This window comes from Mycobacterium sp. IS-3022 (assembly GCF_001500065.1).
GTDB lineage: Bacteria > Actinomycetota > Actinomycetes > Mycobacteriales > Mycobacteriaceae > Mycobacterium.
This window is the reverse complement of record NZ_LQIN01000045.1, coordinates 139678-159076: the sequence shown is the minus strand read 5'-3', so window position 1 is coordinate 159076 and position 19399 is coordinate 139678. Positions and strand designations below refer to the sequence as shown.

At 67.5% G+C, this 19399-nt stretch carries 25 protein-coding genes; 20 read left to right on the top strand and 5 right to left on the bottom strand.

Going from position 1 to position 19399, the window contains the following annotated elements; all coding sequences use genetic code 11:
• Positions 1–24 precede the first annotated feature (24 nt).
• The 3 genes from AU188_RS19725 to mftR all read right to left on the bottom strand — a co-directional run bounded on the left by AU188_RS19725 (position 25) and on the right by mftR (position 2495).
• Positions 25–1308: a VOC family protein gene (locus AU188_RS19725; RefSeq protein WP_059165177.1), complete on the bottom strand. Its 1284-nt coding sequence runs from the start codon at positions 1306–1308 to the stop codon at positions 25–27.
• Positions 1305–1829, bottom strand: a complete 525-nt coding sequence (locus tag AU188_RS19720; protein WP_059165176.1) for an RNA polymerase sigma factor — start codon at positions 1827–1829, stop codon at positions 1305–1307. The genes AU188_RS19725 and AU188_RS19720 overlap by 4 nt, the downstream gene beginning before the upstream one ends.
• A gap of 66 nt (positions 1830–1895) precedes the next feature.
• Complete coding sequence (gene mftR, locus AU188_RS19715) at positions 1896–2495, bottom strand: mycofactocin system transcriptional regulator MftR (protein ID WP_059165175.1); 600 nt, start codon at positions 2493–2495, stop codon at positions 1896–1898.
• A gap of 110 nt (positions 2496–2605) precedes the next feature.
• Between mftR and mftA the strand changes: the two genes are divergently transcribed.
• The 8 genes from mftA to AU188_RS19680 all read left to right on the top strand — a co-directional run bounded on the left by mftA (position 2606) and on the right by AU188_RS19680 (position 10046).
• Positions 2606–2698: a mycofactocin precursor MftA gene (mftA, locus tag AU188_RS25080; RefSeq protein ID WP_067217694.1), complete on the top strand. Its 93-nt coding sequence runs from the start codon at positions 2606–2608 to the stop codon at positions 2696–2698.
• Positions 2699–2781: 83 nt separating this feature from the next.
• A complete protein-coding gene (mftB, locus tag AU188_RS19710; RefSeq protein WP_059165274.1) occupies positions 2782–3090 on the top strand; it encodes a mycofactocin biosynthesis chaperone MftB in 309 nt (102 codons plus the stop codon).
• Complete coding sequence (gene mftC / locus AU188_RS19705) at positions 3087–4304, top strand: mycofactocin radical SAM maturase (protein WP_059165174.1); 1218 nt, start codon at positions 3087–3089, stop codon at positions 4302–4304. The genes mftB and mftC overlap by 4 nt, the downstream gene beginning before the upstream one ends.
• 2 nt (positions 4305–4306) lie before the next feature.
• Positions 4307–5497: a pre-mycofactocin synthase MftD gene (gene mftD, locus AU188_RS19700; RefSeq protein WP_059165173.1), complete on the top strand. Its 1191-nt coding sequence runs from the start codon at positions 4307–4309 to the stop codon at positions 5495–5497.
• A gap of 130 nt (positions 5498–5627) precedes the next feature.
• Positions 5628–6371: a mycofactocin biosynthesis peptidyl-dipeptidase MftE gene (mftE, locus tag AU188_RS19695; RefSeq protein ID WP_059165172.1), complete on the top strand. Its 744-nt coding sequence runs from the start codon at positions 5628–5630 to the stop codon at positions 6369–6371.
• Positions 6368–7780 (top strand): mycofactocin biosynthesis glycosyltransferase MftF, encoded by a 1413-nt coding sequence (gene mftF / locus AU188_RS19690; protein WP_059165171.1) that lies wholly within the window; start codon positions 6368–6370, stop codon positions 7778–7780. The genes mftE and mftF overlap by 4 nt, the downstream gene beginning before the upstream one ends.
• Positions 7781–7849: 69 nt before the next feature.
• Positions 7850–9280, top strand: a complete 1431-nt coding sequence (gene mftG / locus AU188_RS19685; RefSeq protein WP_059165170.1) for a mycofactocin dehydrogenase MftG — start codon at positions 7850–7852, stop codon at positions 9278–9280.
• A 112-nt stretch (positions 9281–9392) separates the two neighbouring features.
• Positions 9393–10046, top strand: coding sequence for a TetR/AcrR family transcriptional regulator (locus tag AU188_RS19680; protein WP_059165169.1), 654 nt, complete (start codon positions 9393–9395; stop codon positions 10044–10046).
• Here AU188_RS19680 and AU188_RS19675 read toward each other — a convergent pair.
• On the bottom strand, positions 10012–11262 hold the full coding sequence (locus AU188_RS19675) for a cytochrome P450 (RefSeq protein WP_059165168.1): 1251 nt from the start codon (positions 11260–11262) through the stop codon (positions 10012–10014). The genes AU188_RS19680 and AU188_RS19675 overlap by 35 nt on opposite strands.
• 118 nt (positions 11263–11380) lie before the next feature.
• On the opposite strand from AU188_RS19675, the gene AU188_RS19670 reads away from it, so the two are divergent.
• On the top strand, positions 11381–12958 hold the full coding sequence (locus AU188_RS19670) for a carboxylesterase/lipase family protein (protein ID WP_502687624.1): 1578 nt from the start codon (positions 11381–11383) through the stop codon (positions 12956–12958).
• A gap of 11 nt (positions 12959–12969) precedes the next feature.
• Here the strand turns inward: AU188_RS19670 and AU188_RS19665 are convergent, their stop codons facing one another.
• The gene (locus tag AU188_RS19665) at positions 12970–13443 is read right to left on the bottom strand and encodes a hotdog fold domain-containing protein (RefSeq protein WP_059165167.1); all 474 of its coding nucleotides are present in this window, start codon (positions 13441–13443) and stop codon (positions 12970–12972) included.
• A gap of 362 nt (positions 13444–13805) precedes the next feature.
• Between AU188_RS19665 and rpsJ the strand changes: the two genes are divergently transcribed.
• Genes rpsJ through rpsQ form a run of 11 tightly spaced genes read left to right on the top strand, consistent with a single transcriptional unit; the run spans position 13806 to position 19325 of the window.
• Positions 13806–14111 (top strand): 30S ribosomal protein S10, encoded by a 306-nt coding sequence (gene rpsJ / locus AU188_RS19660; RefSeq protein WP_003883485.1) that lies wholly within the window; start codon positions 13806–13808, stop codon positions 14109–14111.
• 16 nt (positions 14112–14127) lie between these two features.
• Positions 14128–14781, top strand: a complete 654-nt coding sequence (gene rplC, locus AU188_RS19655) for a 50S ribosomal protein L3 (RefSeq protein WP_059165166.1) — start codon at positions 14128–14130, stop codon at positions 14779–14781.
• On the top strand, positions 14781–15449 hold the full coding sequence (gene rplD, locus AU188_RS19650; protein WP_059165165.1) for a 50S ribosomal protein L4: 669 nt from the start codon (positions 14781–14783) through the stop codon (positions 15447–15449). The genes rplC and rplD overlap by 1 nt, the downstream gene beginning before the upstream one ends.
• The gene (rplW, locus tag AU188_RS19645; protein WP_059101349.1) at positions 15449–15751 is read left to right on the top strand and encodes a 50S ribosomal protein L23; all 303 of its coding nucleotides are present in this window, start codon (positions 15449–15451) and stop codon (positions 15749–15751) included. The genes rplD and rplW overlap by 1 nt, the downstream gene beginning before the upstream one ends.
• Positions 15752–15789: 38 nt before the next feature.
• On the top strand, positions 15790–16626 hold the full coding sequence (rplB, locus tag AU188_RS19640) for a 50S ribosomal protein L2 (protein WP_059165164.1): 837 nt from the start codon (positions 15790–15792) through the stop codon (positions 16624–16626).
• A gap of 21 nt (positions 16627–16647) precedes the next feature.
• Positions 16648–16929: a 30S ribosomal protein S19 gene (gene rpsS, locus AU188_RS19635; RefSeq protein ID WP_007167837.1), complete on the top strand. Its 282-nt coding sequence runs from the start codon at positions 16648–16650 to the stop codon at positions 16927–16929.
• Complete coding sequence (gene rplV / locus AU188_RS19630) at positions 16929–17510, top strand: 50S ribosomal protein L22 (protein ID WP_059165163.1); 582 nt, start codon at positions 16929–16931, stop codon at positions 17508–17510. Before rpsS ends, rplV begins: the two co-directional genes overlap by 1 nt.
• Positions 17510–18364 carry a 30S ribosomal protein S3 gene (gene rpsC / locus AU188_RS19625; protein WP_059165162.1) on the top strand — a complete coding sequence of 285 codons (855 nt, stop codon included), beginning with the start codon at positions 17510–17512 and terminating at the stop codon, positions 18362–18364. Before rplV ends, rpsC begins: the two co-directional genes overlap by 1 nt.
• A 3-nt stretch (positions 18365–18367) precedes the next feature.
• Complete coding sequence (gene rplP / locus AU188_RS19620) at positions 18368–18784, top strand: 50S ribosomal protein L16 (protein WP_059101353.1); 417 nt, start codon at positions 18368–18370, stop codon at positions 18782–18784.
• Positions 18784–19017, top strand: coding sequence for a 50S ribosomal protein L29 (gene rpmC, locus AU188_RS19615; RefSeq protein ID WP_059101354.1), 234 nt, complete (start codon positions 18784–18786; stop codon positions 19015–19017). The genes rplP and rpmC overlap by 1 nt, the downstream gene beginning before the upstream one ends.
• Positions 19017–19325 carry a 30S ribosomal protein S17 gene (rpsQ, locus tag AU188_RS19610; protein ID WP_059165161.1) on the top strand — a complete coding sequence of 103 codons (309 nt, stop codon included), beginning with the start codon at positions 19017–19019 and terminating at the stop codon, positions 19323–19325. Before rpmC ends, rpsQ begins: the two co-directional genes overlap by 1 nt.
• Positions 19326–19399: the final 74 nt, after the last annotated feature.

Genomic DNA, 19399 nt, shown 5'->3' with positions numbered 1-19399 from the left:
CCGCAACCAACTACACCGAAATCGCTATAGTTCGCCGAGGTAGAAGCGGGTGCCCTGGTCGTCCGTGCACAGCGCCGAACGCCCGTACGACTGCTGCGACGGCTCCTCGATGACGGTGCCCCCCGCTTCACGCACCCGCGCCACCGCGGCGTCGATGTCGGCGACGGTCCACATCGGGACGGTCACCGCCTCGGTGCTGCCGCCGGCGCACCCCGCCATCGGATGGGTTTCGCGCACCCCCCAGCCGTCGTCGACGCGGCCCGGCTCGAACGTCCAGAACAGGAACCTGCCGTAGAACGCCTTGAACGCGGCGGAATCCGGGACCTGATAGGTGATGTACGAAAGTTCGCCCGGCCCAGTGCCGTTGAGCGCCGGCCGGGGCGTGCCGGGTGCCGGATGGAACACCGCGAACGCAGTACCGGCGGGATCGGTGGCATCGAGAACGGTGCCGAAGTCGAACTCCTGGGTCTGGCCGACCACGCCGCCGCCGTCGATGATGGACTGCCGTGCGCCGTCGAGGTCGGTGACCGCGTAGCAGCACAGCATTCCCTGCGCACTCTCGACGCTGTAGATGCCGATCGGCTGATCGGTGTTGGTCACCTGGTGGGTCGCCGGATCGTAGCTCCAGCCGAGAACGTGGCCGTAGAACGCCGCGGCACGCTCGGCATCGGGCACCCACACCGAGACGTAGCCGACGTCGCCGTGCTGAATCGGCACCGCCGAGCCGGTCAACGGCCCGCTGAGCATCCAGCGGTGGCCGAACGGGTCGACGATGGTCGCGCTGCGCGTACCGTGCGCCTCACCGACCTCCTGCTGCACCGTCGCGCCGCGGTCCCTGGCCCGGGCCAGCACACGGTCGGTATCGGCGACCTCGAGCATCAGGGACACCGAAGTAGCCTGCGGGGCAGGTGATTTGAGGCCGAGCTCGGGATACTCGTCGGCCAGGTACAACACGCCGCCCGAAATCGCCAGCTCGGCGTGGCCGATGCGGCCGTCGTCCATCACGATCGGATCGCCGACCACCCTCGCCCCGAACGCATCGACGTACCAGGCGATCGCGTCGCGCGCCGGGCTGACGGTCAGGTATGGCAGCGCGGCGCTGCGGGGGACGACGGACGTCGCGACCGACGGTTCGGTGAGTTCGGCGATCGCGGTATCGGTGCCACTCATTTGAACTCCTTGTGTCCGATTGGGCAGTGACAATGCTGTTTCCAGGCGTGCGCGCAACCGGGCGGCGAACGCGGGATCGGGTGCTACCGGAAGCTCGTCGCCGTGCAGCACGGCCAGCGGATCGTGGCTGTTGTTCACGACCGCCCTCCTTCCGGTTCGGGGTAGTGAGCTCGAAACGCTTTGCGGGCCCGCACCAGCAGCGCCTCGGTGGCGTGCACCGTTCGGCCGATCAGCTCGGCGCACTCGGGCACCGAGCAGTCGTCCATGTAGCGCAGCGCCAGGACCGTCCGATGCTGCTCGGGCAGCTTGGCCAACACACTTTCGGCGACGATGCGGTCGAGCTCCTCATCCCAGTCGTCGGCCGCCTCTGCGGGCTCGGGCAGGTCGGCGACGGGGATGCTGAACCGGTCGTGGCGGCGCCGGTAGTGGTCGGCCAGCTTGTGACGCGCCACCCCGATCAGCCACGGCACGCTCATCGGGGGTGGAGCCGTCTTCCGGGCGGCATCCATCGCCGCCAGAAACGTTTCCGACGTCAGGTCTTCGGCGGTTCCACGGTCACCGCAGCGCCGGACGAAGTATCCGTACACAACCGGCAGCGCCTCGTCGTACAGCGCCAGCAGTGCCCGCGGAGCGTCGGTGCCATCCGGTTCGGCGCTCACACCCTTATCGTCGCCGCGGGGGACCGAACTCCGACGCCCCAATCGAAAAAAATTCTGCCGCGCCGCTCAGCCGAGCGCATCGAGGCCGTCGGCGACCGCATCGAACGCCGCACCCAGCGCTTCGGCCAGCGATTCCGACTCGTCGGCCAGCCAGTGTTCGTAGGCAGACAGCGCCACGCCGAGCATCGTCCACGCGACGGTCTGCGGCACGAGGTCACCGGCCCCGGTACCGAGCCGGTGGGCGACGAACGCCGCGACGACGCCGCGCCACCCGGCGTACATCGTCATCGAGTAGGCCTGCAACGCCGCGGTCTCGAGGATCACTCGCATGCGCTGTCGGTGGCGCGCGGTCTCGGCCTCGTCAAAGGTGTTGAACGCCAACAGCGCTGTGCGCAACGCATCGCGGATCGGCACGCCCGGATCGAGGGCGGTGAGAAGGTCTTGCAGGTGCTCGAGGTGGGCGTCGAAATCGCCCCACGGCAGCGCGTTCTTGGATGGGTAGTAGCGAAACAGCGTGCGCCGACCGATGCCCGCGGCCTCGGCGACGTCGTCGACGCTGACCTCTTCGAAGCCGTGCTCGGCGAACATGTCGATGGCGACATTGCTGATGTGCGCCCACGTCGTCGCGCGCCGGCGGCCCACTCGATGCGGGGCTTCCGAGCCCATGCGCGCTCCTCTTCCGGGCCCCTCTTCCTTTCTGGCACCCGATGCCATAATATTGCGATCTCGATCACAATTGTCGAGAACAGCGAAAGCGCCCCGAGAAAGGCAAGCCCATGGAACCGAATGAGCAGGTGCAGGCCGACGAACTCGTCACCGAGACGCTGGTCGAAGAGGTGTCGATCGACGGGATGTGCGGGGTCTACTGACCGTGACTTCGTCGAGAGCGGCGTCCCGAACGGGGCCCGACTCGGGCGCCGGCCCGGTGTTGGATTCGGGCCCCGGCGCCCGGTTGGATTCGGGCCCTGGCACCGGATTGGATTCGGGCCCCGGCCCGGTGTTCGACCCGGGACTCGGCTGGCGGCTGCACCACCAGGTGGCGGTTCGGCCGGAGCCGTTCGGGGCGCTGCTCTACCACTTCGGAACGCGCAAGCTGTCATTCCTGAAGAACAGGACGATCGTTGACGTCGTCAACGCGCTGTCCGACCATCCCGACGTCCGATCCGCCTGCCGCGCCGCCGGTATCGACGACGCGCAGCAGGCACCGTACCTGCACGCACTTTCTGTGCTTGCCCAATCGAAAATGCTGGTCCCGCAATGACGTCCACTGATTCGGCGCTCGCGCCGGCCACCAATTCGGAGCTCGCCCAGCCCGTGCCTCGGCTCGTCGAGCAGTTCGAGCACGGCCTCGACGCCCCGATCTGCCTCACCTGGGAGCTGACCTACGCGTGCAACCTGGCGTGTGTGCACTGCCTGTCATCGTCGGGCAAACGCGACCCGCGTGAGTTGACCACCCGGCAGTGCAAGGACATCATCGACGAGCTCGAGCGCATGCAGGTGTTCTACGTCAACATCGGCGGCGGCGAGCCGACCGTGCGTTCGGATTTCTGGGAACTCGTCGACTACGCCACCGCTCATCACGTCGGCGTCAAGTTCTCCACCAACGGCGTACGCATCACGCCCGAGGTGGCAACTCGGCTGGCCGCCAGCGACTACGTCGATGTGCAGATCTCGCTCGACGGCGCGACCGCAGACGTCAACGACGCCGTGCGGGGCACCGGCTCGTTCGCGATGGCCACCCGGGCGCTGCAGAACCTCGCCGACGCCGGCTTCAAGGACGCGAAGATCTCGGTGGTCGTCACCCGCCACAACGTCGACCAGCTCGACGAATTCGCCGCTCTCGCAGCACAGTACGGCGCCACGTTGCGGATCACGCGACTGCGGCCCTCCGGCCGCGGCGCCGACACCTGGGACGAGTTGCACCCGACGGCCGATCAGCAGCGACAGTTGTACAACTGGCTGGTGGCCAAGGGGGACGGGGTGCTCACCGGCGACTCGTTCTTCCACCTGTCCGGACTGGGTGCACCCGGCGCGCTGGCCGGGCTCAACCTGTGCGGCGCCGGCCGGGTGGTCTGCCTCATCGACCCCGTCGGCGACGTCTACGCCTGCCCGTTCGCCATCCACGACAAGTTCCTGGCCGGAAACATCTTGTCCGACGGTGGTTTTCAGAACGTCTGGCAGCACGCACCACTGTTCCGCGAGCTGCGCGAGCCACAGTCGGCAGGTGCCTGCGGAAGCTGCGGCCATTACGACAGCTGCCGCGGCGGCTGCATGGCTGCCAAGTTCTTCACCGGTTTGCCACTGGACGGCCCTGACCCCGAATGCGTGGAGGGTTGGGGTGCCCCGGCCTTGGAGCGGGAGCGCGTCAAACCGAAGCCCAGTGGTGACCACTCCAGGGGAACCAAACAAGGTCCGGTGGCCCTGAAGCTGCTGACCAAACCCCCGGCCCGATTCTGCAACGAAAGTCCGGTGTGATCATGGCTGACACGTGGTTCGAGACAGTCGCCGCCGCTCAGGAGCGGGCCAAGCGTCGACTTCCCAAGCCGGTGTACTCGGCGCTGATCGCCGCGAGCGAGAAGGGCGTGACGGTTTCCGACAACGTCGACGCCTTCGCCGAGTTGGGCTTCGCGCCGCACGTCATCGGGGCGACCGAGAAGCGCGATCTGGCCACCACCGTGATGGGACAAGAGATTTCGCTGCCCGTGTTGATCTCGCCGACCGGGGTGCAGGCAGTCCACCCCGAAGGCGAGGTCGCGGTCGCACGCGCGGCAGCCGCCCGCGGCACCGCGATGGGCCTGTCGTCTTTCGCCAGCAAGCCGATCGAAGAGGTGATCGCGGCCAACCCCAAGCTCTTCTTCCAGGTCTACTGGCTCGGTGGCCGGGACGCGATCGCGGCCAGGGTCGAGCGGGCCCGGGAGGCCGGCGCCGTCGGGCTGATCGTGACCACCGACTGGAGCTTCTCGCACGGCCGTGACTGGGGCAGCCCGAAGATCCCCGAGCAGATGGATCTGCGCACGACCGTGCGCATGCTCCCGACCGGCCTGACCCGGCCGAGCTGGATGTGGCAGTGGGGCAAGACCCTGCGGCCGCCGAACCTGCGGGTGCCCAATCAGGCGGCGCGCGGCGAGCCGGGGCCGCCGTTCTTCGCCGCGTACGGCGAGTGGATGGGCACGCCCCCGCCGACCTGGGAAGACATCGCGTGGCTTCGCGAGCTGTGGGGCGGTCCCTTCATGCTGAAGGGCGTGATGCGGGTTGACGACGCCAAACGCGCTGTGGATGCTGGGGTTTCGGCGATCTCCGTGTCCAACCACGGTGGCAACAACCTGGACGGGACCCCGGCATCGATCCGTGCCCTGCCTGCGATCGCCGAGGCGGTCAAAGACGACGTCGAGGTGTTGCTCGACGGCGGCATCCGCCGGGGCAGCGATGTGGTGAAGGCCGTCGCGCTCGGCGCTCGTGCGGTGATGATCGGCAGGGCGTACCTGTGGGGCCTCGCTGCCAACGGTCAGGCCGGAGTCGAGAACGTGCTCGACGTCCTGCGCGGCGGCATCGATTCTGCATTGATGGGCCTGGGTCGCGCGTCGGTCCATGATCTCGAGGCCGAGGACATCCTGGTTCCGCCCGACTTCGTCCGGGCACTCGGCGTGCCCCCCGGCCCGACCGCTTGACCCGACCGCGTCCGAGGGAACTCGCTGGTAGAGGCGGGACGCACGAGGCTGGCGGGACGATGTCGATGGTGCTAGCGAAAATTCCACCGAATGAATTGCTGCGCATGCGCCAACAATTGGCGCACGACAGGTGAATTCGGCCTACCATCGGCGGGTGCCATCTGTCAGCGAACTCGCGAATGCGACGTCGAAGCAGCTGCAGAGCACCCCGTCAGCCCTGCTCGTCCCGGTCGGCTCCACCGAGCAGCACGGTCCGCATCTACCGCTGGACACCGACACCAGAATCGCGACGGCCGTCGCTCGAGCCGTTGCTGACCAACTGGCCGGCCGCAATGAATTGAACTGGATGGTCGCGCCCGCGATCGGCTACGGCGCGAGCGGCGAGCACGAGGAGTTCAGTGGCACCGTGTCGATCGGCACGGCTGCACTGCGGTTGTTGCTGGTGGAGTACGGCCGGTCCGCATCGCGGTGGGCGTCGCGGCTGGTCTTCGTCAACGGTCACGGAGGCAACGTCGAGGCGCTGGCGGCGGCGACGGCTTTGCTGCGCTACGAGGGCCGCGACGCGGGTTGGTGCCCATGCACCGTGGCGGGCGCCGATGCGCACGCCGGTCACACCGAAACGTCTGTATTGCTACATATTTCGCCGCAGGACGTTCGTATCCACGAAACCGTGCCCGGCAATGTTGCGCCGCTTCGCGAACTCATTCCGGAACTGCGACGGGCAGGCGTCGCCGCGGTGAGCGAGATCGGCGTGCTCGGCGACCCCACCACCGCGACGGAGGAAGACGGCGCCCGGATCTTCCCCGATATGGTCGAGGCATGCTTGCGGCGGATCACCCGCTGGGTACCTGACCGCGACGGGATGTTGACATGACAGGACCGCGGCTACCCGACGGCTTCGCCGTCCAGGTCGATCGGCGGGTGAAGGTGCTCGGTGAAGGGTCCGCCCTCCTCGGCGGTTCCCCGACCCGTCTTCTGCGCCTGGCGCCGGCCGCGCAGACCATGCTCAGCGGCGGCCGACTCGAGGTGCACGACGCGGTCAGCGCGCAGGTGGCACGAGCGCTGCTCGATGCGACCGTGGCACATCCACGGCCCGCCAGCGGCCCGTCCCACCGGGATGTCACTGTGGTGATCCCGGTGCGCGACAATGCTTCTGGCGTGCGCCGGCTGCTCACGGCGGTGCGCGGCCTCCGGGTCATCGTCGTGGACGACGGCTCGGCCACCCCGCTCGAGCGGTCCGACTTCATAGATCTGCACGGCGACGTGCTGGTGCTTCGCCACGACCGCAGCAGGGGGCCGGCGGCGGCCCGCAACACCGGCCTGGCGGCGTGCAACACCGACTTCGTGGCCTTCCTGGACAGCGACGTCGTGCCGCGACGCGGATGGCTGGAGGCGCTGCTCGGCCACTTCTGCGATCCCGCCGTCGGGCTGGTGGCGCCCCGCATCGTCGGCCTGCGCGAACCCGACAACGTGGTCGCCCGGTACGAGGCGGTGCGGTCGTCGCTCGACCTCGGTCTGCGGGAGGCCCCGGTGATGCCGTACGGCACGGTGTCCTACGTCCCCAGCGCCGCGATCATCTGCCGCCGGTCCATGCTCGGCGAGGTCGGCGGCTTCGACGAGACGCTGAGGTCAGGCGAAGACGTCGACCTGTGCTGGCGTCTCATCGAGTCGGGAGCGCGTCTGCGCTACGAACCCATCGCGTTGGTCGCGCACGACCATCGCACCCAACTGCGAGAGTGGTTCTCGCGCAGGTCTTTCTACGGTGAAGCCGCCGCGCCGCTGTCGGTCCGGCATCCCGGCAAGACCGCTCCGCTGGTGATCTCGGGCTGGACGCTGCTGGCATGGATGCTGATGGCGATGGGCTCATCGATCGGGTATCTGGCGTCGATCATCGTTGCGACCGTCACCGGCCGCCGCATCGCCAAGTCGCTGTCCAGCGTCGAGACCGAGCCCAGGGACGTCGCGGTGGTGGCGGCGCACGGACTGTGGTCCGCCGCCATGCAGCTCGCGTCGGCGATCTGTCGGCACTACTGGCCGCTGGCGCTGATCGCGGCGCTGCTGTCCAGGCGGTGCCGGCAAGTGGTACTGCTGGCCGCGGTGATCGAAGGTGTTGTCGACTGGTTGGCTCGCAACGGCAGCGCCGAGGACGACACCCCACGGGTCGGGCTGCTCACCTACATCGCCCTCAAACGCCTCGATGACATCGCCTACGGCACGGGTTTGTGGGCGGGCGTGGTCCGCGAGCGTCATCTCGGCGCGCTCAAACCCCAGATCCGGACCTGAAACGACGCTCTTCGCGTGCGCAATGAATCTATTGCTCCTCGCGTGCGCAATGAATCTTTCGCTCCTCGCGTGCGCAGTGACGTCCTGATCGTCGGTGCCGGCAGCGCCGGTTCCGTTCTGGCCGAGCGACTCTCCACAGATCCGTCGTGCGTTGTCACGGTCGTCGAATCGGGCCCGGGACCGTCGGATCCTCGGGTGCTGACGCAGATCAGCGACGGGTTGCGGCTGCCGATCGGGGCCGCCAGTTCGGTGGTGCGACGATATCCGACCACCCTGACCGTCGACCCCCCACGGCATGCGCAGATCATGCGCGGCGCCGTGGTGGGCGGGTCCGGGGCGGTCAACGGCGGCTACTTCTGCCGAGGACTGCCGTCGGACTTCGACAGCTGGGGACTCCCCGAGTGGGCATGGACGGAAGTGCTGCCGCATTTTCGCGCCATCGAAACCGATTTGGACTTCGACAACGCGATACACGGGTCGGAGGGTCCGATACTGATCCGGCGGGTGGCCGAATTCGACGGATGCACAGCGTCTTTCGTCAACGCCGCCACCGCCGCGGGACACCCGTGGATCGACGATCTCAACGGGTCGACGCCCGAGGCGCCGCTGCGCCCCGGAGTGGGAGCGGTGCCGCTGAACATCCACCAGGGCACCCGCGTCGGTCCCGGCGGTGCCCATCTGCAACCCGCGGTGGACAGGCCAAACCTGACACTGCTCGCCAATACCCGCGTCCTGCGAATCCGGATCGTCGCCGGCCGTGCGGTCGGAGTGAGCTGCGTGGGCCCGCATGGCGCCGTCGAGCTTGACGCCGACCGGATCGTCTTGTGTGCGGGCGCAATCGGTTCGGCTCACCTTCTGATGTTGTCCGGCATCGGACCGAATGACGTTCTGGCGGCGGCGGGAATACCTGTGACCGTCGATCTGCCGGTTGGCACGCAAACGTCGGACCACCCGGAATGGGTACTACCGGTGAGTTGGTCGGAAACGCACGGACTGCCTCCGCTGGAGGCGGTGTTGACCACGGAGGATTCTCTCGAGATCCGCCCTTACACTGCAGGTTTCGGTGCGATGGTGAGCGGCCGCCGCGACGATCCCGGCGACCATCCCCACATCGGGGTGACGTTGATGCGGCCGAAGTCTCGAGGACGGGTACGCGTCGTCACCGCTGACCCTGATGTCGCCCCGGCCATCGAACATCGTTACGACACCGAACCCGACGACATCGCGAAACTGCAGACCGGAACCGAGCTGGCTCGTGAACTCATCGGTGCGACAACAGAACTTGGTCCGGTGACGTGGTCGACATCGCAGCACCTGTCGGGGACCGCGCCGATGGGCGCCGACGGGGACGAGGCGGCAGTGGTCGATTCGCGGTGCGGCGTGCGGGGTGTCGACCGGTTGTGGGTGGTCGACGGGTCCGTGTTGCCGGCGATCCCCAGCCGCGGGCCGCACGCGACGATCGTCATGCTCGGGCATCGGGCGGCCGGATTCGTCGTCTGACCGCTTCGGTCGGACTTGACGGAAGCGAACTGCTCCCAGCAGAAGCATCAAGGCGTCGATATCCTGGGCGGGCCGGACGAGGCTGCGTCGAGACAACGGAGGGGATCACACGATGAGCGGCGGGAGTACTGATCCGCGGCCGGCCCGCTCCCGGGCCCGCCTGGTCAACGCTGCGACGACGTTGCTGCGGTCCGGGGGGCCGAACGCCGTCACGATCGACGCGGTCACCCGTACCGCCAACGTGGCGCGGGCCACGCTGTACCGCCACTTCTCCAGCGCCAATGACCTGATGGCTGCGGCGTTCATGAGCCTGCTCAACCCGGCGCCGATGCCGCCCGCCGAAGGCAGTCTGCGCGACCGGTTGATCGCCGTGGTGGTGGGCTGGGCGGAGTCGATCGCCGAAGTGCCCGCGATGATCACGGCCATGACGTGGATGGCCTCCGGACCCGATGTCGACACGTACCCCCAAGCGCAGCAAGCTGGTTCGGACGCCGTCGGCACTCTCAGGGCGCGGATCATCCAGCTGTACTCGGTGCCGTTCGACGCGATCCTCGACAGTGCGCAGGCGGTCGAGGAGCTCGACGAGGTGGATCGCATGCAGGCCATCGCCCTGCTCATCGGCCCGTTGGTTCTCGGCAAGCTGTCCACCGTGGCCGATTTCGACTACCGTGCGTGCGCCGAGGCGGCCGTCGACGGCTTCTTGGCCGCGCATGCCAAGAAGCCGGACGGCATCACCTCAGCGAGTAGCGAATCGGGAGGTGCTTGAGGCCGCCGACGAAGGTGGTGGCGGTCAATTCGGGAGTGCCGGCCAACTCGATCGACTCCAGGCGGGGGAGGAGTTCGGTGAAGAAGCTGTTCATCTCCATCCGCGCCAGCGCGGCACCAAGGCAGAAGTGCACGCCGTAGCCGAATGAGACATGTTTGTTCGGATCGCGGCCGACGTCGAAGCGAAACGGCTCGTCGAACACCTCTTCGTCCCGGTTTCCGGAAACGTAAGCGAGGTAAACGGATTCACCCTTGGCAATCTTCACGCCCCTGACCTCGGTGTCCTCGGCCGCAGTGCGCATGAACTCTTTGACCGGCGTCGACCACCGGATCATCTCCTCGACGGCCGTCGGCATCAGGGCCAGATCGTGCCGCAGCCGGTCCAGTTCGCCGGGATTCTCGATCAGGGCGTGCAGTCCACCGGAGATGGCGTCCTTGGTGGTGTCGTGCCCCGCGCTGGCGACGATCACGTAGTAGGACGCGGTGTCCATGTCCGACAACGGTTCACCGTCGATGCGGCCGTTCGCGATCGCCGACGCGAGATCCTCGGTCGGGCTGGCCCGGCGCGACGCGGTGAGCTTGGCGAAATAGTTGAAGAAGTCTGCGAGCACCGCGAGCATGTCCTCGGGATTCTGGCCGCGCTGGAACTCCTCGTCGTCGCCGCCGAACATCTCCTGGGTGAGCATGTGCATGCGGGGGAAGTCCTCTTCGGGCAGGCCGAGCAGCGACATGATCACGTAGAGCGGGAAGTTCACCGCGATCTCGGTGACGAAGTCGCACTCCGGACCGATCTCGCGCATCCTGTCGACGTAGCGTTTGGCCAGTTCGTCGACGCGGACCTTCAACGCGCGCATCGCCTTGGGGCGGAACCAGTCCGCGCCGATCGCGCGCACTTTGCGGTGGTGCGGGTCGTCCATGTGGATCAGCGTCCGCAACCCGATACCCGCCTCCAATTGCGCCTTCAGGACGTCGTCGGCCTCGGCGGTCGCGAGCAACGGCCGCGGCTCGGACAGCCAGAGGTTGTTGTCGCGCTCGATCGTCATGATGTCGGCGTGCTTGGTGATTGCCCAGAACGGCCGGTACGGCGGGTTGTCGACCCACGCCACCGGATTGTTCGCCCGTAGATGGGTCAGCGCCTCGTGGAGTCGCGCGTCGTCGGCATAGCCCTTCGGGTCGGCCAATACCTTCGCGGCGTCATCCATCGTCGGGATGCTCATCGGGGCTCCTTCACTACCGGGCTGCGGACAAACTTGACGCGTGTCAAGTCGACAGTCTATGTGACGGGCGCCACGTCGCAAAGGGCCGCGGCCAACTTGCTCAGTAGGCTCGGCGTTCGTGCCCTTGCGCTGCCCCCGTCGAGTCCGGGCTACCGCGGTGCTGCTCGCCGTCGCGGGTCTGCTCGCGGGATGTGCCGGCAAAGAGACGGCCGCCGAAGGTGTGCCCGTCGATCCCGGGGTGGCGCAGACCACTGCCGGTGCGGTCCGCGGGACCGTCGCCGCCGATCATCGCTACTTCGCCGGAATCCCCTACGCCGCAGCACCGCTCGGCGCGTTACGTTGGCAACCGCCGGCACCGGTCGCCCCCTGGACGGGATTCCGCGATGCGACCCGCCCCGGCGCGCGCTGCATCCAGGACACGAGTTCCGACGTCGACCATCGTCCGCCGAGCGAGGACTGTCTGACCCTCAACGTCTGGACGCCACCACCCGCGGGCGATGCGAGGCCGGTGATGGTATGGATCCACGGCGGCAGCTTCCTGAACGGCAGCGGCGACATCTACCGGGCGCGGCAGCTGGCCAGTCGCGGTGTCGTCGTCGTCACGATGAACTACCGCCTCGGCGCCCTCGGCTTCCTCGCCCACCCCGCACTCGGCTCCGACGGTGAAATCGGCAACTACGGGTTGGCCGACCAACAGGCGGCGCTGCGCTGGGTCCGCGACAACATCGCCGAATTCGGCGGCGATCCGGACAACGTCACGATCGCGGGCGAATCGGCGGGCGGAATGGCGGTGTGTGACCACCTCGTCGCACCGGGGTCCCGGGGCTTGTTCAGCGCGGCGATCATCCAGAGCGCGCCGTGTCAGGCGCAATACGACCTGCCGGCCGCACAGCAGGCCAGCACCGCTTACGCCTCCGGAATCGGATGCGCCGATCCGCTTGTCGCCGCGCAGTGTCTTCGATCGCTGCCCGCGGACCGATTCCGGGCCCCGCTGACGTATGCCGGGTTCGGGACCGAACGGCTGAGCGGTCCGGTCGCGGGAACGCCTGCCCTGCCGGAGAATTCGTTCACCGCGATCACCAGCGGGAAGGCCGCCCGGGTACCGGTGATGATCGGCACCACCGAAGACGAGTTCGCCTTGTTCGCGGCGTTGCAATTTCTGCGCGGCCGCCCGTTCGACGCCGCCCACTACCCGGAACTGCTCGCCGAGGTCTTCGGGCCGCACGCGGCCGCGGTGGCGGCGCACTACCCGCCCGACCGGTACGGCGGCAACGTCGCACTGGCCTACTCGGCAGCCGTGACGGCGGCTGACTTCGCCTGCGTGGCCGACCGGATGGCCGATGCACTGTCCGGCCAACCCGTCTACGCCTACGAGTTCGGCGACGATGAGGCGCCGGCGCCAGAGCCGTTGCGCGAAGCGCCGTTCCCGGTCGGGGCCGCCCATTCGCTCGAGCTGCGGTACCTGTTCGACGTCGGCGGCGCACCACCGCTGAGCCCCGCCCAACAGCGGCTGTCCGACGAAATGATCGACTACTGGGTGCGATTCGTCGCGACCGGTTCGCCCGGGCCGGACTGGCCGGAACTCACAACAGCCGTGGCGGGTGAGCGGATGTGGTTGCAACCGGACGCCAGCCACGTCGTCACCGACTTCGAACAGCGACATCAGTGCGCGTTCTGGGGAGGCCTGCCGAGCTGAGCCGGCGATGATCAGGCCGGTGTGACCCAGCAGGTGATGTCCGCGTGTACGACTTCGGTGCCGGCCCGGTCCACCACGCTCACGGACACCACGAGATCGGCGCCCTCGGTGATCGAGCAGAAGTCCGGCGGGGCCAGGCGCGCCTGGGCGCGCAGCGACGTGGTGGCCTTGGCCAGATATTCGACGTTCATCGCCTTGGGGATCCAGCGGTGGCTGGCCGGCACGGTGGCCTCCATCAACATGCCCATCGCCATCTCGGCGGCGTTGCAGGACGCGATCGCGTGCACCGTGCGCAGGTGGTTGTGAACGAAGAACCACTTGGGCACCGTGACCTCGGCGTAGCCGGGTTCCATTCGCACGACGTGCGGGGCGATGGAGGCGAAATACGGCACCCGCGCGATCGCCGCGGCCGAGAACACCCGGGTGCCGCCCGGCATCGCGGACAGGCGTTTCCATGCGCGATATGTGGAGGTCGGAGCGGCCATGTGGGAATACCTTACTCATCGGTAAGATCGTCCCGGCGCGGTGACACCGGCGTCGCCGGGTTTCCCGTGGCCAGGGATTTGGAGCGTGCCGTTTTCTAGGGCATACTGTTCGGGTTGCCTTGAGCCGGGATGGTGCCTGTTCGGACCACGTGGTCGGGGCATACGACCGGCGCCCAACCGGGCGCATCCGGTGCCATTCTCGATCGTGACGATTTTCGCCGCGGACGAGTGTGCGTGCGGGCGACACACCCGACCGCGGGGACCGGTGGACCACAGACAGAAGAACAGCGGCGGCATAGCAGCGCGAGGCTCGATTGCCGGCGGCCCGATTTCGGGCCCTGTATGAGTGAGGTAGGAGAAGCGTGGCGGGACAGAAGATCCGCATCAGGCTCAAGGCCTACGACCACGAGGCGATTGACGCCTCGGCGCGCAAGATCGTGGAAACGGTCACCAGAACCGGCGCCAGTGTGGTCGGCCCTGTGCCGCTGCCGACCGAGAAGAACGTGTACTGCGTCATCCGGTCCCCGCACAAGTACAAGGACTCGCGGGAGCACTTCGAGATGCGCACCCACAAGCGGCTGATCGACATCCTCGACCCCACGCCGAAGACGGTCGACGCGCTCATGCGCATCGACCTGCCGGCCAGCGTCGACGTCAACATTCAGTAGGAGATTCCAGAAAACCATGGCGAGAAAAGGAATTCTGGGCACCAAGCTGGGCATGACGCAGGTGTTCGACGAGAACAACCGGGTCGTGCCGGTGACGGTCGTCAAGGCCGGGCCCAATGTTGTGACGCGCATCCGCACGACGGAGCGTGACGGCTACAGCGCGGTGCAGCTGGCCTACGGCGAGATCAGCCCGCGCAAGGTGAACAAGCCTGTGACAGGTCAGTATTCGGCCGCCGGGGTCAACCCGCGCCGGCATCTGGCGGAGTTGCGGCTCGATGACGAGGCCGCCGCCGCCGAATACGAGGTCGGACAGGAGCTGACCGCCGAGATCTTCGCCGACGGCAACTACGTCGACGTGACCGGCACCAGCAAGGGCAAGGGCTTCGCCGGCACGATGAAGCGCCACGGCTTCCGCGGCCAGGGCGCCAGCCACGGCGCCCAGGCGGTGCACCGCCGCCCCGGCTCCATCGGTGGTTGCGCCACCCCGGGCCGGGTGTTCAAGGGCACCCGGATGTCCGGGCGGATGGGCAACGACCGGGTGACGACGCAGAACCTGCTGGTGCACAAGGTCGATGCCGAGAATGGCGTGCTGCTCATCAAGGGCGCGATCCCCGGCCGCAACGGCGGGCTCGTGATGGTCCGCAGCGCAATCAAGCGAGGCGAGAAGTAATGGCTGCCGAAAAGACACTCAAGATCGACGTCCACACCCCGGGCGGTACGAAGGACGGCTCGATAGAACTACCGGCTGCCCTTTTCGATGTGGAGGCGAACATCGCGCTGATGCACCAAGTGGTGACGGCGCAGCTGGCCGCGGCACGGCAGGGCACCCACTCGACCAAGACGCGCGGAGAGGTGTCCGGCGGCGGCAAGAAGCCGTACCGGCAGAAGGGCACCGGCCGCGCCCGTCAGGGCTCGACCCGGGCGCCGCAGTTCGCCGGCGGCGGTACCGTGCACGGCCCCAAGCCGCGTGACTACAGCGAGCGCACTCCGAAGAAGATGATCCGCGCCGCGCTGCGCGGGGCCCTGTCGGACCGGGCGCGCAACGGCCGCATCCACGCGGTCACGGAGCTGATCGAGGGCCAGACGCCGTCGACCAAGAGCGCCAAGGCGTTTCTCGCCACGCTCACCGATCGCAAGCACGTGCTGGTCGTGATCGGCCGGACCGACGAGACGGGCGCCAAGAGCGTGCGCAACCTCCCCGGCGTGCACGTGATCTCACCCGATCAGCTCAACACCCACGACGTGCTGAAGGCCGATGACGTGGTGTTCAGCGTGGAAGCGCTGAACAGCTACATCAGCGCGAATACCAAGAAGGACAAAGAGGAGGTGTCGGCCTGATGGCGACCGTCACTGACCCCCGCGACATCATCTTGTCCCCGGTCATCTCCGAGAAGTCCTACGGGTTGATCGAAGACAACGTGTACACGTTCATCGTGCACCCCGACTCGAACAAGACGCAGATCAAGATCGCGGTGGAGAAGATCTTCGGCGTCAAGGTCGATTCGGTGAACACCGCGAACCGGCAGGGCAAGCGCAAGCGCACCCGCACCGGCTACGGCAAGCGCAAGAACACCAAGCGCGCCATCGTGACGCTGGCCGCGGGCAGCAAGCCCATCGACCTGTTCGGAGCACCGGCTTGATTTGTTCAGGCCGGCGACGGAGGAAGACCTAGAGAATCATGGCAATTCGCAAGTACAAGCCGACGACCCCCGGTCGCCGCGGTGCCAGCGTCTCCGACTTCGCTGAGATCACGCGCGACCATCCGGAGAAGTCGCTGGTTCGGCCGCTGCACGGCAAGGGCGGTCGAAATGCCCACGGCCGCATCACGACACGGCACAAGGGCGGCGGGCACAAGCGCGCCTACCGGGTGATCGACTTCCGGCGCAACGACAAGGACGGTGTCAACGCCAAGGTCGCGCACATCGAGTACGACCCGAACCGCACCGCGAACATCGCGCTGCTGCACTACTTCGACGGCGAGAAGCGCTACATCATCGCCCCCGAGGGACTCAAGCAGGGCGCCATCGTGGAGTCGGGTCCCAACGCCGACATCAAGGCCGGCAACAACCTGCCGCTGCGCAACATCCCCGCGGGCACCCTGGTTCACGCGGTGGAGCTGCGTCCCGGTGGCGGCGCCAAGCTCGCCCGGTCCGCCGGCTCCAGCATCCAGTTGCTGGGCAAGGAAGGCACCTACGCCTCGCTGCGCATGCCGTCCGGTGAGATCCGCCGCGTCGACGTGCGCTGCCGCGCGACCGTCGGCGAGGTGGGCAACGCCGAGCAGGCGAACATCAACTGGGGTAAGGCCGGCCGCATGCGGTGGAAGGGTAAGCGCCCCACCGTCCGCGGTGTCGTGATGAACCCCGTCGACCACCCGCACGGCGGTGGTGAGGGTAAGACCTCCGGTGGTCGCCACCCGGTGAGCCCGTGGGGTAAGCCCGAGGGCCGGACCCGCAAGCCGAACAAGTCGAGCAACAAGCTCATCGTCCGACGCCGGCGCACCGGCAAGAAGCGCTAGGCCGCGGAAGGAGTAGCAGCGATGCCTCGTAGTTTGAAGAAGGGTCCGTTCGTCGACGACCATCTGCTCAAGAAGGTCGACGCTCAGAACGAGAAGAACACCAAGCAGGTCATCAAGACCTGGTCACGTCGGTCGACCATCATCCCCGACTTCATCGGGCACACCTTCGCGGTGCACGACGGCCGCAAGCACGTCCCGGTGTTCGTCACCGAGGCGATGGTCGGGCACAAGCTCGGCGAGTTCGCGCCGACCCGCACGTTCAAGGGTCACATCAAGGACGACCGGAAGGCTAAGCGCCGGTAATGAGTACGACGACTGAATATCCGACTGCCGTCGCCAAGGCGCGCTTCGTGCGCGTGTCGGCGACGAAGGCGCGCCGGGTCATCGACCTGGTGCGCGGCAAATCGGTGTCCGACGCGCTGGACATCCTGCGGTGGGCACCGCAGGCGGCCAGCGAGCCGGTCGCCAAGGTGATCGCGAGCGCCGCGGCCAATGCGCAGAACAACGAAGGCCTGGATCCGTCCACGCTCGTGGTCGCCACCGTCTACGCCGACGAGGGTCCGACCGCCAAGCGCATCCGGCCGCGCGCCCAGGGCCGCGCGTTCCGGATTCGCAAGCGCACCAGCCACATCACGGTGATCGTCGAATCCCGTCCGAGCCGCGAGCAGCGTGCCGGGCAGGCCTCGGCCGCCAGCGCACGTTCGCGTCGCGCGCAGGGCAGCAAGGCGGCAGCGGCGAAGAAGGCGCCGGCGAGCAAGGCTCCGGCGAGCAAGGCTGAGACTGAGGCGCCCGCCAAGAAGGCACCGGCCAAGAAGGCCGCCCCGGCCAAGAAGGCGGCCGCCAAGAAGGCTGAAGCTTCCGAATCGAAGGAGGGCTCGGAGTAGTGGGCCAGAAAATCAATCCCCACGGCTTCCGACTCGGTATCACCACCGACTGGAAGTCCCGGTGGTACGCCGACAAGCAGTACAAGGACTACGTCAAGGAAGATGTGGCGATCCGACGGCTGCTGGCCACCGGTCTCGAGCGCGCAGGCATCGCCGATGTGGAGATCGAAAGGACTCGCGACAGAGTTCGAGTCGACATCCACACCGCTCGCCCGGGCATCGTGATCGGCCGCCGCGGCACCGAAGCCGACCGCATCCGCGCCGACCTGGAGAAGCTGACCGGTAAGCAGGTGCAGCTGAACATCCTCGAGGTGAAAAACCCTGAGTCGCAAGCTCAGTTGGTGGCACAAGGTGTCGCCGAGCAGCTTTCGAACCGCGTGGCGTTCCGCCGCGCCATGCGCAAGGCGATCCAGTCGGCGATGCGCCAGCCCAACGTCAAGGGCATCCGGGTGCAGTGCTCGGGCCGTCTCGGCGGCGCCGAGATGAGCCGCTCCGAGTTCTACCGCGAAGGCCGCGTGCCGCTGCACACGCTGCGCGCCGACATCGACTACGGCCTGTACGAGGCGAAGACGACGTTCGGTCGCATCGGCGTGAAGGTGTGGATCTACAAGGGCGACATCGTCGGTGGCAAGCGCGAGCTGGCGGCCGCGGTGCCGGCGGGCTCGGATCGGCCACGCCGCGAACGTCCTTCGGGTACTCGGCCGCGCCGTAGCGGCGCATCGGGCACCACCGCGACGAGCACGGAGGCCGGCCGCGCCGCCACCGAAGCTGCGCCCGCCGCCGCCGAGGCAGCTGCGGGAACCGAAGCCGCGGCCGGTGCTGCGGCGGAGACGACTGAAAAGACGGAGAGCTAGACAATGCTGATTCCCCGCAAGGTCAAGCACCGCAAGCAACATCACCCGAGGCAGCGCGGCATCGCCAGCGGTGGCACCACGGTGAGCTTCGGTGACTACGGCATCCAGGCACTGGAGCACGCCTACATCACCAACCGGCAGATCGAGTCCGCGCGTATCGCGATCAACCGGCACATCAAGCGTGGCGGCAAGGTGTGGATCAACATCTTCCCGGACCGTCCGCTGACCAAGAAGCCGGCCGAAACCCGCATGGGTTCGGGTAAGGGTTCGCCGGAGTGGTGGGTGGCCAACGTCAAGCCGGGTCGCGTGCTGTTCGAGCTGAGCTACCCCGACGAGGCGACCGCCCGGGCAGCGCTGACCCGCGCGATCCACAAGCTGCCGATCAAGGCACGCATCGTTACCCGAGAGGAGCACTTCTGATGGCAGTGGGAGTGACGCCGGGCGAACTGCGCGAGCTGACCGACGACGAGTTGAAGGATCGGCTGCGCGAGTCCAAGGAAGAGTTGTTCAACCTGCGCTTCCAGATGGCGACCGGCCAGTTGTCCAACAACCGCCGGCTTCGCACGGTGCGTCAGGAGATCGCGCGCGTGTACACCGTGCTGCGTGAACGTGAGTTGGGTCTGGCCTCCGGACCCGTTGGTGAGGATTCGTAATGGCGCAAAAAGCAGAACAGACCAAGGGACCCAAGCGCACCCCGCGCAAGGAAGAGCAGCGGGGCCGCCGCAAGACGGCCATCGGGTACGTGGTGTCGGACAAGATGCAGAAGACCATCGTGGTCGAGCTGGAAGATCGTAAGAGCCATCCGCTGTACGGCAAGATCATCCGCACCACCAAGAAGGTCAAGGCGCACGACGAGAATGACGTCGCGGGCATCGGCGACCGCGTGTCGCTGATGGAGACCCGCCCGTTGTCGGCGACCAAGCGCTGGCGGCTCGTGGAGATCCTCGAAAAGGCCAAGTAGCCCTATTCAGCCGAAAGCCCCCGCAACGCGGGGGCTTTCGCGTCCCGCCGACTCGGACATCGCGGGTGATCGCA

Coding starts and splice junctions, on each gene's coding strand:
- rplC (WP_059165166.1), top strand. CDS start 14,128: ATGGCGAGAAAAGGAATTCTGGGCACCAAGCTGGGCATGACGCAGGTG.
- mftF (WP_059165171.1), top strand. CDS start 6,368: ATGACAGGACCGCGGCTACCCGACGGCTTCGCCGTCCAGGTCGATCGG.
- rpmC (WP_059101354.1), top strand. CDS start 18,784: ATGGCAGTGGGAGTGACGCCGGGCGAACTGCGCGAGCTGACCGACGAC.
- rplW (WP_059101349.1), top strand. CDS start 15,449: ATGGCGACCGTCACTGACCCCCGCGACATCATCTTGTCCCCGGTCATC.
- rplV (WP_059165163.1), top strand. CDS start 16,929: ATGAGTACGACGACTGAATATCCGACTGCCGTCGCCAAGGCGCGCTTC.
- mftA (WP_067217694.1), top strand. CDS start 2,606: ATGGAACCGAATGAGCAGGTGCAGGCCGACGAACTCGTCACCGAGACG.
- rplP (WP_059101353.1), top strand. CDS start 18,368: ATGCTGATTCCCCGCAAGGTCAAGCACCGCAAGCAACATCACCCGAGG.
- mftC (WP_059165174.1), top strand. CDS start 3,087: ATGACGTCCACTGATTCGGCGCTCGCGCCGGCCACCAATTCGGAGCTC.
- rplB (WP_059165164.1), top strand. CDS start 15,790: ATGGCAATTCGCAAGTACAAGCCGACGACCCCCGGTCGCCGCGGTGCC.
- AU188_RS19675 (WP_059165168.1), bottom strand. CDS start 11,262: ATGAGCATCCCGACGATGGATGACGCCGCGAAGGTATTGGCCGACCCG.
- mftR (WP_059165175.1), bottom strand. CDS start 2,495: ATGGGCTCGGAAGCCCCGCATCGAGTGGGCCGCCGGCGCGCGACGACG.
- AU188_RS19680 (WP_059165169.1), top strand. CDS start 9,393: ATGAGCGGCGGGAGTACTGATCCGCGGCCGGCCCGCTCCCGGGCCCGC.
- rpsQ (WP_059165161.1), top strand. CDS start 19,017: ATGGCGCAAAAAGCAGAACAGACCAAGGGACCCAAGCGCACCCCGCGC.
- AU188_RS19665 (WP_059165167.1), bottom strand. CDS start 13,443: ATGGCCGCTCCGACCTCCACATATCGCGCATGGAAACGCCTGTCCGCG.
- rpsS (WP_007167837.1), top strand. CDS start 16,648: ATGCCTCGTAGTTTGAAGAAGGGTCCGTTCGTCGACGACCATCTGCTC.
- rplD (WP_059165165.1), top strand. CDS start 14,781: ATGGCTGCCGAAAAGACACTCAAGATCGACGTCCACACCCCGGGCGGT.
- mftD (WP_059165173.1), top strand. CDS start 4,307: ATGGCTGACACGTGGTTCGAGACAGTCGCCGCCGCTCAGGAGCGGGCC.